This window comes from Streptomyces sp. NPDC043878, from assembly GCF_056435735.1.
Map to the genome: position 1 here is coordinate 306,804 of NZ_JBWKDW010000003.1, position 13,693 is coordinate 320,496.

Genomic DNA, 13,693 nt, shown 5'->3' on the forward strand with positions numbered 1-13,693 from the left:
CCTTCCCCCCCCCCCCTCCTCCTCCCACCCCCCCCCCCCCCCCCCCACCACCCCCCCCCCCCCCCCCCCCCCCCCCCCCCCCCCCCCCCCCCCCCCCCCCCCCCGACACGGGTCAGGAAGACGGTCGCCGCGTTGCGCCCCTGCGGCTTGACCTTCCTGCGCAGTTCCTCCGGCTCGACCGCCGACCCCCGCTTCTTCACGGTCAGCACCCCGACCTCCCGCTCCCGCAGCAGTGCCCTCAACTTCTTTACGCTGAAAGGGAGTTGGTCGGTGATCTCGTACGGGGTGGCGTACGGCGTCGGCCGCAGTTCGTCGGCGGTGACGTACGCGATGGTCTCGTCGACCAGGCCCCCGTCGAGCTGCCGCGCCACCTCGGCCACCAGATGGGACCGGATGACGGCGCCGTCCGGCTCGTAGAGGTAACGCCCCACCGGTCGTACGGCGGGATCGGGCAGTCCCGCGGAGAGCAGGGTGCGCGGTCCCGGCAGCAGCGTCGCGCGCACCGCGCCGGGCTCGGTGCCGAACCACAGCACCGCCTCCTTCACGTCCCCGCCGTCGGAGATCCACTCGGCCTCGGCCTCGGCCGGCACCGCCTCGTGCGGGATGCCGGGAGCGATCTTCAGCGCGGCGTGCGGCGCCCTGCGGGCCGCTTCCACCGCCCAGGACAGCGGGGGCGAGTACCCCTCAGGGTCGAAGATCCGGCCCCGGCCGCCGCGCCGGCCCGGGTCCACGAACACGGCGTCCCAGCCGGCCGTGTCCACCTCCGTGACGTCCGCCTCCACCACCTCGATCAGGTCGGTGAGCCCGAGCGCCTCCGTGTTCGCGCGGGCCGTCGCCGCCGTCAGCGGGTCCCGGTCCACGGCGAGGACCCGGATGCCGGCGCGGGCCAGCGCGATCGCGTCCCCGCCGATGCCGCAGCACAGGTCGGCGACGGAGGTGACGCCGAGAGCCTTGAGACGGTCGGCGCGGTAGGTGGCGACGGTCGTCCGGGTGGACTGTTCGACCCCGTTCGGCGTGAAGAACATCCGCCCCGCGTCCTCGGCGCCGAACTTCACCGCCGCCCGCTGCCGCAGCCGCGCCTGTCCGAGCGCCGCCGACACCAGTTCGGCGGGGTGGTCGCGGCGCAGCCGGGTGGCGACGGCGAGTTCGCGCGCCGGATCGGTGCCGCGTACCTCGTCGAGGAGGGCGCGGCCTTCGGGGGTGCGGAGGGCGTCGAGGTCGTTCACCGGGTCATTGTGGGCCAGTCGGTGGACGGTCCGCCTCCGGCCCTCGTCCGGGCCGGGGTGTCGGTCGCGTGCGGGGGTGTTGACCTGCGAAGATCCGGTCCCATGCGAGTAGTAGGACAAAACTACAAAAATCGGCCCGCTCTGCGGTTCCGGGTGCGCGGCACGGTCGCCGTGCTCGCCGTCACCGCCCTCGCCGCGGGCTGCGCACAGGGCGGCCCCCCGCGGGTGCGGCCCGCGCACGGACAGCCACCCCTGCACGCGCCCCAGGCCCGCGCCCTCCAGGGCTACGCCGAGAGGCTGAGCGCCGCGCACGCCGCCCGGGTCGCCGCCGCGAGACGCTGGGGCCTGGCCCGGGTCCCGCTCACGGCACCCCCGCCGCCCGCCGGGAAGCCGGTGATCAGAACCCGCGAGGGCTTCGAGGTGCGCGACCACGGGGAACCGGGCCTTCCTCCCGTCTTCACCACCGTCCCCACCCGGCAGAAGGTCGTCTTCCTCACCCTCGACGACGGCGCCGAGAAGGACCCGGCCTTCCTGCGCATGGCGAGCGAGCTGAAGATCCCGTACACCGCCTTCCTCAGCGACTTCCTGATCAGGAAGGACTACGGCTACTTCGGCCGGATGCAGAGGGCGGGGGTGACCCTGAACAACCACACCCTGCACCACCCCTACCTGCCGGCCCTGTCCTACGCCCGCCAGAAGCGCGAGATCTGCGGCATGCAGGACGTGATCGAGCAGCGGTACGGCAAGCGCCCGGTCCTCTTCCGCCCGCCCTTCGGCAACTACGACGCCGACACCCTGCGCGCCGCCCGATCCTGCGGCATCCGGTACGTCCCCCTCTGGGACGAGGAGGTCTTCGTCGACCACTGGGAGTACCGCGAGTGGGACCAGGCCCTCCACCCCGGCGACATCGTCCTCAGTCACTTCCGCGGCCGGCGGGACTGGAAGGGCACGATGCCCGACATGATCCGCCGCTTCCTCGACGAGGTCACCGCCAAGGGCTACGCGGTGGCCCGCCTGGAGGACTACCTGTGAGCCGGCGGAGGGAGGCGTGGCGCGCCCTGACCGCCGGGCTGCTGTCGGTGGCGGTGCTCGCCGGCTGTGCCCAGTCCGTCGATCCCATCGAGCGGCTCGGCAAGAAGGCCGCTCAGCGGGTGCGGCGGCACGAACCGGCCTCGGCGGGGGAGCCCGCCTACCGCCGCTGGGGCCTCGCGGCCCCGTTGCCGCCCGCACCCCGGGTACCCGCCCGGCTGCCCGCCGCCCGCACGGCGGGCCCCGGCCTGCCGCCCGTGGTGGACCGGGTGCGCACCCGCGACCGGGTCGTCTTCCTCACCTACGACGACGGCGCCGAGCAGGACCCACGGTTCGTCGACATGGTGCGTGAACTGCGGCTTCCCGTCAGCCTGTTCCTCACCGACAGCGTCGTCGGCCCGGGCTACGGCCACTTCGCGCGGCTCCAGGCGGTCGGCGCGACCGTCCAGAACCACACCCTCGACCACCCCGCCCTGCGCGGCCTGCCGTACGCCGGTCAGCGCGCCGAGATCTGCGGCCAGCAGGACAAACTGAGGTCCCGCTTCGGCGTCCGCCCCCGCTTCTTCCGGCCGCCCTACGGCACGTACGACACGACCACCCTGCGCGCAGCCGCCGACTGCGGCCTCTCGGCGGTCGTCCGCTGGCGCGCCTCGGTGGAGGGCGGTGGTGACCTGGCGTACACCCGCGGTGAGCCCCGCCTCCAGCCCGGCGACATCATCTCGGTCTTCTCCGGCGAGTCGACCGGCCTCACTCTCAGAGCGCGCACCGTCAGACTGCTCCGGGAGACACAGGAGCGGGGCCTGACCGTGGGCCGACTGGAGGACTACCTCTGACCGACCCGGGTCCGGGCGATCCAGCCCGTCCTGCGTTCGAGGACTTCGAGGACGGGGCCCGAAGGGCCGAAGCGGGGGCCCGGGGGCGGCAGCCCCCAGACCGGCGCCCACTCCGACCGGGGGGCACAGGGGGGCGCACGCCCACGAGAAAACGACGCCACGCGCCGTCGGCAATTGGCACTCCGCTTGACCGAGTGCTAATCGCGGTCATAGTCTCGGACCTGGCACTCCCCCCGGGAGAGTGCCAACCAGCGACAGGCAGGTCCGGCACCCGCGACGACGGATCGACCTGGTCGCCACCCCAGACAGTTAGCCCCGTGATCTCCGAAGGGGGAGGTCGGACCGTGACGACCACCAGCTCCAAGGTTGCCATCAAGCCGCTCGAGGACCGCATTGTGGTCCAGCCGCTCGACGCCGAGCAGACCACCGCCTCTGGCCTGGTCATCCCGGACACAGCCAAGGAGAAGCCCCAGGAGGGCGTCGTCCTGGCCGTGGGCCCGGGCCGCTTCGAGAACGGCGAGCGCCTGCCGCTCGACGTGAAGACCGGCGACATCGTGCTGTACAGCAAGTACGGCGGCACCGAAGTGAAGTACAACGGCGAGGAGTACCTCGTCCTCTCCGCTCGCGACGTCCTCGCGATCATCGAGAAGTAGTTCGCTTCGAAGCACACTGCATTGAACTGCGCCCCTGGCCCCCGCGATCACTCATGAGCCGGGCGTCGGGGGCGCTGTTCATTTCACCTAGATTTCCGAGAGGGCTCACGCTCCCATGGCGAAGATCCTGAAGTTCGACGAGGACGCCCGTCGCGCCCTCGAGCGCGGCGTCAACAAGCTTGCCGACACGGTCAAGGTGACGATCGGCCCCAAGGGCCGCAACGTCGTCATCGACAAGAAGTTCGGCGCCCCCACCATCACCAACGACGGCGTCACCATCGCCCGCGAGGTCGAGCTCGAGGACCCGTACGAGAACCTCGGCGCCCAGCTGGTGAAGGAGGTGGCGACCAAGACCAACGACATCGCGGGTGACGGCACCACCACCGCCACCGTGCTGGCCCAGGCGCTCGTGCGCGAGGGCCTGAAGAACGTTGCCGCGGGTGCCTCCCCGGCGCTGCTGAAGAAGGGCATCGACGCGGCGGTCAAGGCCGTCTCCGACGAGCTTCTCGCCACGGCGCGCCCCATCGACGAGAAGTCCGACATCGCCGCCGTGGCCGGGCTGTCCGCCCAGGACTCGCAGGTCGGCGAGCTCATCGCCGAGGCGATGGACAAGGTCGGCAAGGACGGTGTCATCACCGTCGAGGAGTCCAACACCTTCGGTCTGGAGCTGGACTTCACCGAGGGCATGGCCTTCGACAAGGGCTACCTGTCCCCGTACTTCGTGACGGACCAGGAGCGTATGGAGGCCGTCCTCGACGACCCGTACATCCTGATCACGCAGGGCAAGATCTCCTCGATCCAGGACCTGCTGCCGCTGCTGGAGAAGGTCATCCAGACCAACGCCTCCAAGCCGCTGCTGATCATCGCCGAGGACGTCGAGGGCGAGGCCCTCTCCACCCTCGTCGTCAACAAGATCCGCGGCACCTTCAACGCGGTCGCCGTCAAGGCCCCCGGCTTCGGTGACCGCCGCAAGGCCATGCTGCAGGACATCTCGATCCTCACCGGCGCCACGGTCGTGGCCGAGGAGGTCGGCCTCAAGCTCGACCAGGTCGGCCTGGACGTGCTGGGCTCCGCCCGCCGCGTCACGATCACCAAGGACGACACCACGATCGTCGACGGTGCCGGCAAGACCGAGGAAGTCCACGGCCGGGTCAACCAGATCAAGGCCGAGATCGAGAGCACGGACTCCGACTGGGACCGCGAGAAGCTCCAGGAGCGCCTCGCGAAGCTGGCCGGCGGCGTGTGCGTGATCAAGGTCGGCGCCGCCACCGAGGTGGAGCTGAAGGAGAAGAAGCACCGTCTCGAGGACGCCATCTCGGCGACCCGCGCCGCGGTCGAGGAGGGCATCGTCTCCGGCGGTGGCTCCGCGCTCGTCCACGCCGTGAAGATCCTCGAGGGCAACCTCGGCAAGACCGGCGACGAGGCCACGGGTGTCGCGGTCGTCCGCCGCGCCGCCGTCGAGCCGCTGCGCTGGATCGCCGAGAACGCCGGCCTGGAGGGTTACGTCATCACCTCCAAGGTCGCCGAGCTCGACAAGGGCCAGGGCTTCAACGCCGCCACCGGCGAGTACGGCGACCTGGTCAAGGCCGGCGTCATCGACCCGGTCAAGGTCACCCGCTCCGCCCTGGAGAACGCCGCCTCCATCGCCTCCCTCCTGCTCACGACCGAGACCCTGGTCGTCGAGAAGAAGGAAGAAGAGGAGTCGGCCGGCGGTGGCCACAGCCACGGCCACTCCCACTGACACACCCGAGAGAAGCCCCCGCCCCGCACCCGCGGAACGGGGGCTTCTCCCGTGCCGTCGACTCCTTGCCGTAGCGGTCGACTCCCGTGCCGTCGACGACGCGAGGCCCGCACGTACGGCGCACGGCTTACGGCGCACGGCTTACGACGAACGGCGAACCGCGGCTCGAAGGCGCGCGGCGCCGGAGTCCACCGGACTCCGGCGGACTGTGCCGGTCTTCGGCCCGTCCTCCCGGCCCCACCGCGGCCCCACAGCCCCCTATCGCGGCCCGTACTTGCGCCCGGTGCGTGAGCTGATGCCCCCGAGCAGTGCTCTCGGCGTCACCTTCACCAGGCCCATCAGCGCCTTGTACCGCGGGTCCGGGATCGACAACGACTTTCCCCGGGCCAGGTCCGCGAGCGCCGCCGCGACCAGTTTGTCGGCGTCGAGCCACATCCAGCCGGGGATGTTGTCCGTGCCCATCCCGGCCCGCTCGTGGAACTCCGTGCGCACGAATCCGGGGCACAGCGCCATCAGCCGCACCCCGCTGCCGGCCAGGTCGCGCGCCGCGCCCTGGGTGAACTGCACGACCCACGCCTTGGACGCGCCGTAGGTCCCCCGCGGCACGAACGCGGCGACGGAGGCCACGTTGACGACGCCGCCCCGGCCGCGCTCGCGCATCGCCTCGGCCGCCGCCGACGTCAGCCGCAGCACCGCCTCGCAGTGCACCTTCAGCATGGTGAGCTCGTCGGCCATCGCCACGTCGAGGTAGCCGCCCTTGTTGCCGAAGCCGGCGTTGTTGACCAGCAGGTCGACCGGGTTCCTGCGGTCGGCGAGCCGGGCGGCCACCGTCTCGATGCCGTCGTCCGTCGCCAGGTCGGCCGTCAGCACCTGCGCCTCGATGCCGTGCAGGTCGTGCAGCTCGGTCGCCTGCTCGCCCAGCCGCTTGGTGTCCCGTGCCACCAGGACGAGGTCGTGGCCGTCAGCCGCGAGCCGCCGCGCGAACGCGGCACCGATGCCCGCGGTCGATCCCGTAATCAATGCCGTTGTCATGGCGCAAGGTTAGTGACCCGGACCGATCACGTCCGATCACCGCACAGGGCCTCCCCGACAACGGGTCCCGGCCGCAAGGCGTCCCGCCGAACCCGGTCAGGACCCGTACTTCTCCACATACGTCCGCGCCGCCCGCAGCGACTCGGGATGCAGCGCGGCGCCCGCCGCGAGCAGCCGGGGCAGCAGGTCACGCTCGGTGGTGGTCGCCCGGAACTCCATCGCCACGGTCACGTCGTGGTCCGGGAGGTGCACGATCTCCACCGGGTCCCCGGCCCGTATCTCGCCGGGCTGCACCACCCGCAGGTAGGCGCCCGGCGCGCCCTTGCGCGTGAACCGCTTCACCCAGCCGCGCTCACCCAGGTGGCCCTGGAAGGTACGGCAGGGGATCCGCCCGCAGGTCACCTCCAGCACCACCCCGGCACCGATCCGCCAGCGCTCGCCGATCCGCGCGCCGGACACGTCGAGGCCCGTGGTCGTCAGGTTCTCCCCGAACGCGCCGCTCGCCAGCGGCCGCCCCAACTCCCGCTCCCAGTCGTCCAGATCCTCGCGTGCCACCGCGTACACCGCCTGGTCGTCACCGCCGTGGTGGCGGGTGTCGCACACCGTGTCGCCGGCCAGACCGCTCCGCCCGACGCCCTTGGGCCCCGGGGCGGCCACCCGCACGGGTCCGCCGGCCGGCCGCTTGTCGATCGCGGTCAGCCCCTCCGGCTGGTCCGTGTAGGGCACGGCCCGCGCCTGGCCGAGGTTCACCGACAGAAGCTTCATGGCCGCACGCTAGCGACCGCGAGTCAAAGTGTCGACGGATTATTCGCCGCCGTACCAAAGGACCGCTTATCCTTCAGGAGTGATCGAAGCCCGGCATCTCCGCGTGCTGCGCGCCGTCGCCACCACCGGATCCTTCTCGGCGGCGGGGCGCGAACTGGGCTGCACGCAGCCCGCCGTCAGCCAGCAGATGAAGGCGCTCGAAGCCTCCGTGGGCACGCCCCTGCTGATCCGCAGCGGGCGCGAGATGCGGCTCACCCAGGCCGGCGAGGCGCTGGTCCGGCACGCCGCCGGGATCCTCTCCGGACTGACCGCCGCCGAGGAGGAGGTCGCCGCCATCGCGGGCCTGCGCGCCGGGCGGGTGCGGCTCGTGTCCTTCCCCAGCGGCAGCTCCACCCTCGTCCCGACCGCCCTCGCCGCCCTGCGCGCCGCGCACCCCGGCACCCGCGTCTCGCTGGAGGAGGCCGAGCCGCCCGCCTCCGTCGAGCTGCTGCGCGCGGGCGACTGCGACCTGGCGCTCGCCTTCCGCTACGAGCGGGCGGCGGCCGTGGAGGAGTGGGACGACCTCGTCGTACGGCCGCTGCTGACCGACCGGCTCGTCGCCCTGGTGCCCGAGCGGCACCGGCTGGCGAGCGCGCCGTCCGTCGCCATCGGCGACCTCGCCGGGGAGCCGTGGATCGCCGGCTGCCCGCGCTGTCGCGGTCAGTTGGTCGAGGTGTGCGAGAGGGCCGGCTTCACGCCCCGCATCGACTTCGCGACCGACGACTACCCGGCGGTCGTCGGCCTGGTGGCCGCCGGTCTGGGCGTCGCGGTCCTGCCGCAGCTCGCCGTCGAGTCCGTGCGGCCGCGCGGCGCGCGCACGGTGACCCTGGAGCCGGCGGTGCGACGTGAGATCGTCGCGCTCACGCTGCCCGACCTGGCGCAGGTGCCGGCGGTGGCGGCGACCCTGGAGCAGCTGGCCCACGCGTCGGCGCGACAGGAACCGGGCCGTGTGCGGCGACCGGAACCGGGCTGGAAAAAATAAGGGCCCGCGTGCGCGTGCCCAGCCAGAAGAAACGTTCCTTCAATTGTTCGAGGCGGTGTCGCCGCCCCCGGCCGACGCCGAGACCAGCCGGTTGCGTGCCCTCCCCATGAGTTCCTCGCGCTCGTCCTCGGTCAGGCCGCCCCAGACCCCGTAAGGCTCGCGCACCGCCAGAGCGTGCGCCGCGCACTGCGCGCGAACCGGGCATCTCATGCAGACCTCCTTGGCCGAGTTCTCACGAGCGCTTCGAGCCGCACCGCGCTCGCCCTCCGGATGGAAGAAGAGCGAGCTGTCCACCCCGCGGCAGGCAGCCAGGAGCTGCCAGTCCCACAGGTCCGCGTTCGGTCCTGGAAGGCGGGAGAAATCTGCCATTGCGTGACCCCTTGTAGCCGTTCTGGGCGGATACGGTGTCCACGACCGTACATCTACGATCTAAGGAGATGAAAATATGACTCATTGCGAATCTAGCCTTTGACACCAAAAAATGGGAAGAAAAACGGCTAAATGGGGCACGGTTTGTGATGAAAGATGGGAGTCTCGTCGCGCATGTCTGCACCGTGTCCGCGCCCTCACGTAGAGTGCCGAAGATGGCGCGCAGCCCCGTAACTCTTTCGAGTGACCATCGTTGGTAGTGCGGAGGCGGTTGAAGCAGGAGTGCTCGGGCAGGCGTCCGGGTCGGTCGACCGCACAGGTGAAGATTTCGTACCAGCCTGGAGGCTCAAGGTGACGTGCATCAGCTGCGGAGGGCGGCCATGACATCCGTCCTCGTCTGCGACGACTCCCCGCTTGCCCGAGAGGCGCTCCGCCGCGCGGTCGCGACCGTGCCCGGCGTCGAGCGTGTGACGACGGCGGCCAACGGCGAGGAGGTCCTCCGCCGTTGGGGCGCCGACCGCTCGGACCTCATTCTGATGGACGTACGCATGCCCGGGCTGGGCGGCGTCGAGACCGTCCGACGGCTGCTGTCCGCCGACCCCGGTGCCCGCATCATCATGCTGACCGTCGCCGAGGACCTCGACGGAGTGGCGCTCGCCGTCGCAGCCGGTGCCCGCGGGTACCTGCACAAGGACGCCTCCCGCGCGGAGCTGCGGGCGACCGTCACCCAGGCCCTGGCCGACCCGACCTGGCGGCTCGCCCCGCGCCGGCTGCGCTCGGCCGAGATGGGCGCCGCGCCCACGCTCACCGCGCGTGAGATCCAGGTCCTCGAAGGCATGAGCCATGGCCGCTCCAACGCGGAGATCGGCCGTGAGCTCTTCCTGTCCGAGGACACCGTCAAGACACACGCCCGGCGGCTGTTCAAGAAGCTCGGCGCCTCCGACCGGGCGCACGCCGTGGCGCTCGGATTCCGCTGGGGCCTGGTCCGTTAGCAGCCGTCCGGCCGTCCGCGTCGGACCAGCGGGCGGCACGCGCCCGGCGGACCTCGCCGGGCGGGGCCCCGGGCCCCGGATGTGTCGCGGCGAGGGGCTCGGAACCTCCGGAAAATCCCCGCCTACCGCACGGTGGGCGGGGGTGGCAAACGGATCTCCCGGGTGCCCCATCCTCGTTTCGCCGCGGATGCCGCATCCTTGAGGTGTGGAGTTCCTCGGGGACGAGTCGGTCGAGCGGAAGGGGAGGGCGCAGGGAATGAGTGCCGGCGCACCTGCTCATAACGCTTCAGTGCACAACGACGGGCGCGGTGCCGCGGAGCACGCGCGGCCAGGGCACCATGGACCGATGCGCGACGACGAGGCGGTGACCCCTGCCCAGGGGGCGATCGGTGCGCTCGTCCACCGAGCCGTCGACGGCGACGAGCAGGCCACGCACGACCTGCTCGCCCATGTGCACCCCCTCGCACTGCGTTACTGCCGCACCCGGCTGTCCCGGCTGCCGGGCGACGCGCGGCACTTCGTGGAGGACCTGGCCCAGGAGGTCTGCGTCGCGGTCCTCCTCGCCCTGCCCCGCTACAAGGACACCGGGCGCCCCTTCGAGGCGTTCGTCTTCGCCATCGCCGCACACAAGGTCGCCGACCTCCAGCGGGCGGCGATGCGTCACCCGGGCTCGACGGCGGTCCCCTCGGACGAGATGCCCGAGCGCCCCGACGACTCGCTGGGCCCCGAGGAGCGGGCCCTGCTGAGCAGCGACGCCGAATGGGCCAAGAAACTGCTGGCCAACCTGCCCGAGAACCAGCGCGAGCTGCTCCTGCTGCGCATCGCGGTGGGCCTCACGGCCGAGGAGACCGGCCAGATGTTGGGAATGTCACCGGGCGCGGTCCGGGTGGCTCAGCACCGGGCCCTGAGCCGGCTGCGGGCCCTGGCCGAGCAGTAGACGGAGTCGTCCGGACGGGATCCCCGCGCCGGCGACAGCCCCGGCGGACACCTCCGGCCACGCGGTGAACGGCCGGAGCCGCGGAGCCTTCCGGCGGTGCGGGGTGGCTCCGGCACCCCTGGCCGCGGGCGGCACACCGGTCCGCCGGGGTCGGCACACCGGTCCCGGGTGAACGCCTCCGCCGTCACCGCCGTAGGAACACACGAGACGCACCGGCGGCCGGAACCGTGGAATTCGGGAGCCGCGCTTCCCGTTAGCATGGACATCCGCACCGATCAAGGCCATTTGGGGAAGGTGTCATGACTGCGAACGTCGACGGAGTGCCCGGAAAATTCGCGACACTCGGGCTGACCTACGACGACGTGCTGCTGCTGCCGGGCGCATCCGAGGTGCTCCCCAACGCGGTCGACACCTCGTCCCGCATCTCGCGCAACGTCCGGGTGAACATCCCGCTGCTGTCCGCGGCGATGGACAAGGTCACCGAGTCCCGCATGGCGATCGCGATGGCCCGGCAGGGCGGCGTCGGCGTGCTGCACCGCAACCTGTCCGTCGAGGACCAGGTCAACCAGGTCGACCTCGTGAAGCGCTCCGAGTCCGGCATGGTCACCGACCCCATCACCGTGCACCCCGACGCCACGCTCGCCGAGGCCGACGCCCTGTGCGCCAAGTTCCGCATCAGCGGTGTCCCGGTCACCGACGGCGGCAAGAAGCTGCTCGGTATCGTCACCAACCGTGACATGGCCTTCGAGAACGACCGCTCCCGCCAGGTGCGCGAGGTCATGACGCCGATGCCGCTGGTCACCGGCCAGGTCGGCATCTCCGGCGCCGACGCCATGGAGCTGCTGCGCCGCCACAAGATCGAGAAGCTTCCCCTGGTCGACGAGGCGGGTGTCCTCAAGGGCCTCATCACGGTCAAGGACTTCGTCAAGGCCGAGCAGTACCCGCACGCCGCGAAGGACGCCGAGGGCCGGCTGCTCGTCGGTGCCGCCGTGGGCGCCAGCCCCGAGGCGCTGGAGCGCGCCCAGGCCCTCGCCGAGGCGGGCGTGGACTTCCTGGTCGTCGACACCTCGCACGGCCACAACAGCAACGCCCTCAACTGGATGGCGAAGATCAAGTCGAGTGTCCACGTCGACGTGATCGGCGGCAACGTCGCCACCCGTGACGGCGCCCAGGCCCTGATCGACGCCGGTGTCGACGGCATCAAGGTCGGCGTCGGCCCCGGTTCGATCTGCACCACCCGCGTCGTGGCCGGCATCGGCGTCCCGCAGGTCACCGCCATCTACGAGGCGTCCCTCGCCGCCCGCGCCGCCGGGGTCCCGCTGATCGGCGACGGCGGTCTCCAGTACTCCGGCGACATCGGCAAGGCGCTCGCCGCCGGCGCCGACACGGTGATGCTGGGCAGCCTCCTCGCGGGCTGCGAGGAGTCTCCGGGCGAGCTGCAGTTCATCAACGGCAAGCAGTTCAAGTCGTACCGCGGGATGGGCTCGCTCGGCGCCATGCAGTCGCGCGGCCAGGCGAGGTCGTACTCGAAGGACCGCTACTTCCAGGGCGAGGTCGCCTCCGACGACAAGCTCGTGCCCGAGGGCATCGAGGGTCAGGTGCCCTACCGCGGCCCGCTGGCCAACGTGCTGCACCAGCTCGTCGGCGGTCTGCGCCAGACCATGGGCTATGTGGGTGCCGCCTCCATCGAGGAGATGGAGACCAAGGGCCGCTTCGTGCGGATCACCTCCGCGGGCCTCAAGGAGAGCCACCCGCACGACATCCAGATGACGGTCGAGGCGCCGAACTACAGCCGCAACAAGTGACTCCCGCGCGCGCGTGACGCGTGCCGAGGGCGGTTCCGGGCCACCGGGGCCGCCCTTGTCGTACCCGTCGGCGATACTGGGAGACGCTGAAACGCAGAGGGAAAGGCCACAGACGTGACTGAGATCGAGATCGGGCGCGGCAAGCGCGGCCGGCGGGCGTACGCCTTCGACGACATCGCCGTCGTCCCCAGCCGCCGTACGCGGGACCCGAAGGAGGTCTCGATCGCCTGGCAGATCGACGCCTACCGCTTCGAGCTGCCCTTCCTGGCCGCCCCCATGGACTCGGTCGTCTCGCCCGCCACCGCGATCCGCATCGGTGAGCTCGGCGGCCTCGGCGTGCTGAACCTCGAAGGGCTGTGGACGCGGTACGAGGACCCGCAGCCGCTGCTCGACGAGATCGCCGGGCTCGACGTGGACAACGCCACCCGCCGCCTCCAGGAGATCTACGCCGCTCCCATCAAGGAGGAGCTGATCGGGCAGCGCATCAAGGAGGTGCGCGACTCGGGCGTGGTCACCGCGGCCGCGCTCTCCCCGCAGCGCACCGCCCAGTTCTCCAAGGCCGTGGTGGACGCGGGCGTGGACATCTTCGTCATCCGCGGCACGACCGTGTCGGCGGAGCACGTCTCCGGTTCGCACGAACCGCTGAACCTCAAGCAGTTCATCTACGAGCTCGACGTCCCGGTGATCGTCGGTGGCTGCGCCACGTACACCGCGGCCCTGCACCTGATGCGCACGGGCGCGGCGGGTGTCCTCGTCGGCTTCGGCGGCGGCGCCGCGCACACCACGCGCAACGTGCTGGGCATCCAGGTCCCGATGGCCACCGCGGTGGCCGACGTCGCCGCGGCCCGCCGCGACTACATGGACGAGTCCGGCGGCCGCTACGTGCACGTCATCGCGGACGGCGGTGTCGGCTGGTCCGGCGACCTGCCCAAGGCGATCGCCTGCGGCGCCGACTCGGTGATGATGGGCTCCCCGCTCGCCCGCGCCACCGACGCGCCCGGCCGGGGCCACCACTGGGGCATGGAGGCGGTCAACGAGGAGCTGCCGCGCGGCAAGAAGGTCGACCTGGGCACGGTCGGCACCATCGAGGAGGTCCTCACCGGCCCGTCCCACATCCCGGACGGTTCCATGAACTTCTTCGGTGCCCTGCGCCGCGCCATGGCCACCACCGGCTACAGCGAGCTCAAGGAGTTCCAGCGTGTCGAGGTGACGGTCGCGGACGCGCAGCACAAGCGGTAGGCCGTACGACGTGAGGGGCCCGTCCACCGCGTGGTGGACGGGCCCCTTCGT

Annotated in this window: 13 protein-coding genes; 9 read left to right on the top strand and 4 right to left on the bottom strand. The window is 71.6% G+C overall.

What is annotated here, in order from left to right; translation table 11 throughout:
- Window positions 1-1,226, bottom strand: a 1,226-nt coding sequence (locus AC07AZ_RS07220; RefSeq protein WP_478844647.1) for a THUMP-like domain-containing protein, incomplete at its 3' end; no start/stop codon positions are given.
- Window positions 1,227-1,328: 102 nt separating this feature from the next.
- Here AC07AZ_RS07220 and AC07AZ_RS07225 point away from each other — a divergent pair.
- The 4 genes from AC07AZ_RS07225 (at window position 1,329) to groL (ending at window position 5,482) form a co-directional block, all read left to right on the top strand.
- Window positions 1,329-2,258 carry a polysaccharide deacetylase family protein gene (locus AC07AZ_RS07225; protein ID WP_478844649.1) on the top strand — a complete coding sequence of 310 codons (930 nt, stop codon included), beginning with the start codon at window positions 1,329-1,331 and terminating at the stop codon, window positions 2,256-2,258.
- A complete protein-coding gene (locus tag AC07AZ_RS07230; RefSeq protein WP_478844651.1) occupies window positions 2,255-3,088 on the top strand; it encodes a polysaccharide deacetylase family protein in 834 nt (277 codons plus the stop codon). Before AC07AZ_RS07225 ends, AC07AZ_RS07230 begins: the two co-directional genes overlap by 4 nt.
- Window positions 3,089-3,432: 344 nt before the next feature.
- Complete coding sequence (gene groES / locus AC07AZ_RS07235) at window positions 3,433-3,741, top strand: co-chaperone GroES (RefSeq protein WP_003998759.1); 309 nt, start codon at window positions 3,433-3,435, stop codon at window positions 3,739-3,741.
- 115 nt (window positions 3,742-3,856) lie between these two features.
- The gene (groL, locus tag AC07AZ_RS07240) at window positions 3,857-5,482 is read left to right on the top strand and encodes a chaperonin GroEL (protein ID WP_478844653.1); all 1,626 of its coding nucleotides are present in this window, start codon (window positions 3,857-3,859) and stop codon (window positions 5,480-5,482) included.
- Window positions 5,483-5,740: 258 nt separating this feature from the next.
- On the opposite strand, the gene AC07AZ_RS07245 is transcribed toward groL, so the two are convergent.
- Both AC07AZ_RS07245 and AC07AZ_RS07250 read right to left on the bottom strand, forming a co-directional pair.
- Window positions 5,741-6,514: an SDR family NAD(P)-dependent oxidoreductase gene (locus AC07AZ_RS07245; protein WP_478844655.1), complete on the bottom strand. Its 774-nt coding sequence runs from the start codon at window positions 6,512-6,514 to the stop codon at window positions 5,741-5,743.
- 96 nt (window positions 6,515-6,610) lie between these two features.
- Entirely contained in the window at window positions 6,611-7,279 is a 669-nt protein-coding gene (locus AC07AZ_RS07250; protein ID WP_478844657.1) for an MOSC domain-containing protein, read from the bottom strand.
- Window positions 7,280-7,358: 79 nt separating this feature from the next.
- On the opposite strand from AC07AZ_RS07250, the gene AC07AZ_RS07255 reads away from it, so the two are divergent.
- The gene (locus AC07AZ_RS07255) at window positions 7,359-8,300 is read left to right on the top strand and encodes a LysR family transcriptional regulator (RefSeq protein ID WP_478844659.1); all 942 of its coding nucleotides are present in this window, start codon (window positions 7,359-7,361) and stop codon (window positions 8,298-8,300) included.
- Window positions 8,301-8,339: 39 nt separating this feature from the next.
- Here the strand turns inward: AC07AZ_RS07255 and AC07AZ_RS07260 are convergent, their stop codons facing one another.
- Window positions 8,340-8,669, bottom strand: coding sequence for a WhiB family transcriptional regulator (locus tag AC07AZ_RS07260; protein ID WP_478844661.1), 330 nt, complete (start codon window positions 8,667-8,669; stop codon window positions 8,340-8,342).
- Window positions 8,670-9,049: 380 nt separating this feature from the next.
- Here AC07AZ_RS07260 and AC07AZ_RS07265 point away from each other — a divergent pair, with 380 nt between their 5' ends.
- The 4 genes from AC07AZ_RS07265 (at window position 9,050) to AC07AZ_RS07280 (ending at window position 13,642) form a co-directional block, all read left to right on the top strand.
- The gene (locus AC07AZ_RS07265) at window positions 9,050-9,661 is read left to right on the top strand and encodes a response regulator transcription factor (protein ID WP_003948568.1); all 612 of its coding nucleotides are present in this window, start codon (window positions 9,050-9,052) and stop codon (window positions 9,659-9,661) included.
- A gap of 346 nt (window positions 9,662-10,007) precedes the next feature.
- Window positions 10,008-10,598 carry a sigma-70 family RNA polymerase sigma factor gene (locus tag AC07AZ_RS07270; protein WP_478844663.1) on the top strand — a complete coding sequence of 197 codons (591 nt, stop codon included), beginning with the start codon at window positions 10,008-10,010 and terminating at the stop codon, window positions 10,596-10,598.
- Between the two features lie 299 nt (window positions 10,599-10,897).
- On the top strand, window positions 10,898-12,403 hold the full coding sequence (guaB, locus tag AC07AZ_RS07275; protein ID WP_478844665.1) for an IMP dehydrogenase: 1,506 nt from the start codon (window positions 10,898-10,900) through the stop codon (window positions 12,401-12,403).
- Between the two features lie 114 nt (window positions 12,404-12,517).
- Window positions 12,518-13,642 carry a GuaB3 family IMP dehydrogenase-related protein gene (locus AC07AZ_RS07280; RefSeq protein WP_478844667.1) on the top strand — a complete coding sequence of 375 codons (1,125 nt, stop codon included), beginning with the start codon at window positions 12,518-12,520 and terminating at the stop codon, window positions 13,640-13,642.
- The last annotated feature ends 51 nt before the right edge of the window (window positions 13,643-13,693 follow it).

Bases quoted from the DNA above. Each gene is read 5' to 3' on its own strand.
- AC07AZ_RS07225 (WP_478844649.1), top strand. From the start codon at position 1,329: ATGCGAGTAGTAGGACAAAACTACAAAAATCGGCCCGCTCTGCGGTTC.
- groL (WP_478844653.1), top strand. From the start codon at position 3,857: ATGGCGAAGATCCTGAAGTTCGACGAGGACGCCCGTCGCGCCCTCGAG.
- AC07AZ_RS07245 (WP_478844655.1), bottom strand. From the start codon at position 6,514: ATGACAACGGCATTGATTACGGGATCGACCGCGGGCATCGGTGCCGCG.
- AC07AZ_RS07250 (WP_478844657.1), bottom strand. From the start codon at position 7,279: ATGAAGCTTCTGTCGGTGAACCTCGGCCAGGCGCGGGCCGTGCCCTAC.
- AC07AZ_RS07260 (WP_478844661.1), bottom strand. From the start codon at position 8,669: ATGGCAGATTTCTCCCGCCTTCCAGGACCGAACGCGGACCTGTGGGAC.
- AC07AZ_RS07265 (WP_003948568.1), top strand. From the start codon at position 9,050: ATGACATCCGTCCTCGTCTGCGACGACTCCCCGCTTGCCCGAGAGGCG.
- AC07AZ_RS07270 (WP_478844663.1), top strand. From the start codon at position 10,008: ATGCGCGACGACGAGGCGGTGACCCCTGCCCAGGGGGCGATCGGTGCG.
- guaB (WP_478844665.1), top strand. From the start codon at position 10,898: ATGACTGCGAACGTCGACGGAGTGCCCGGAAAATTCGCGACACTCGGG.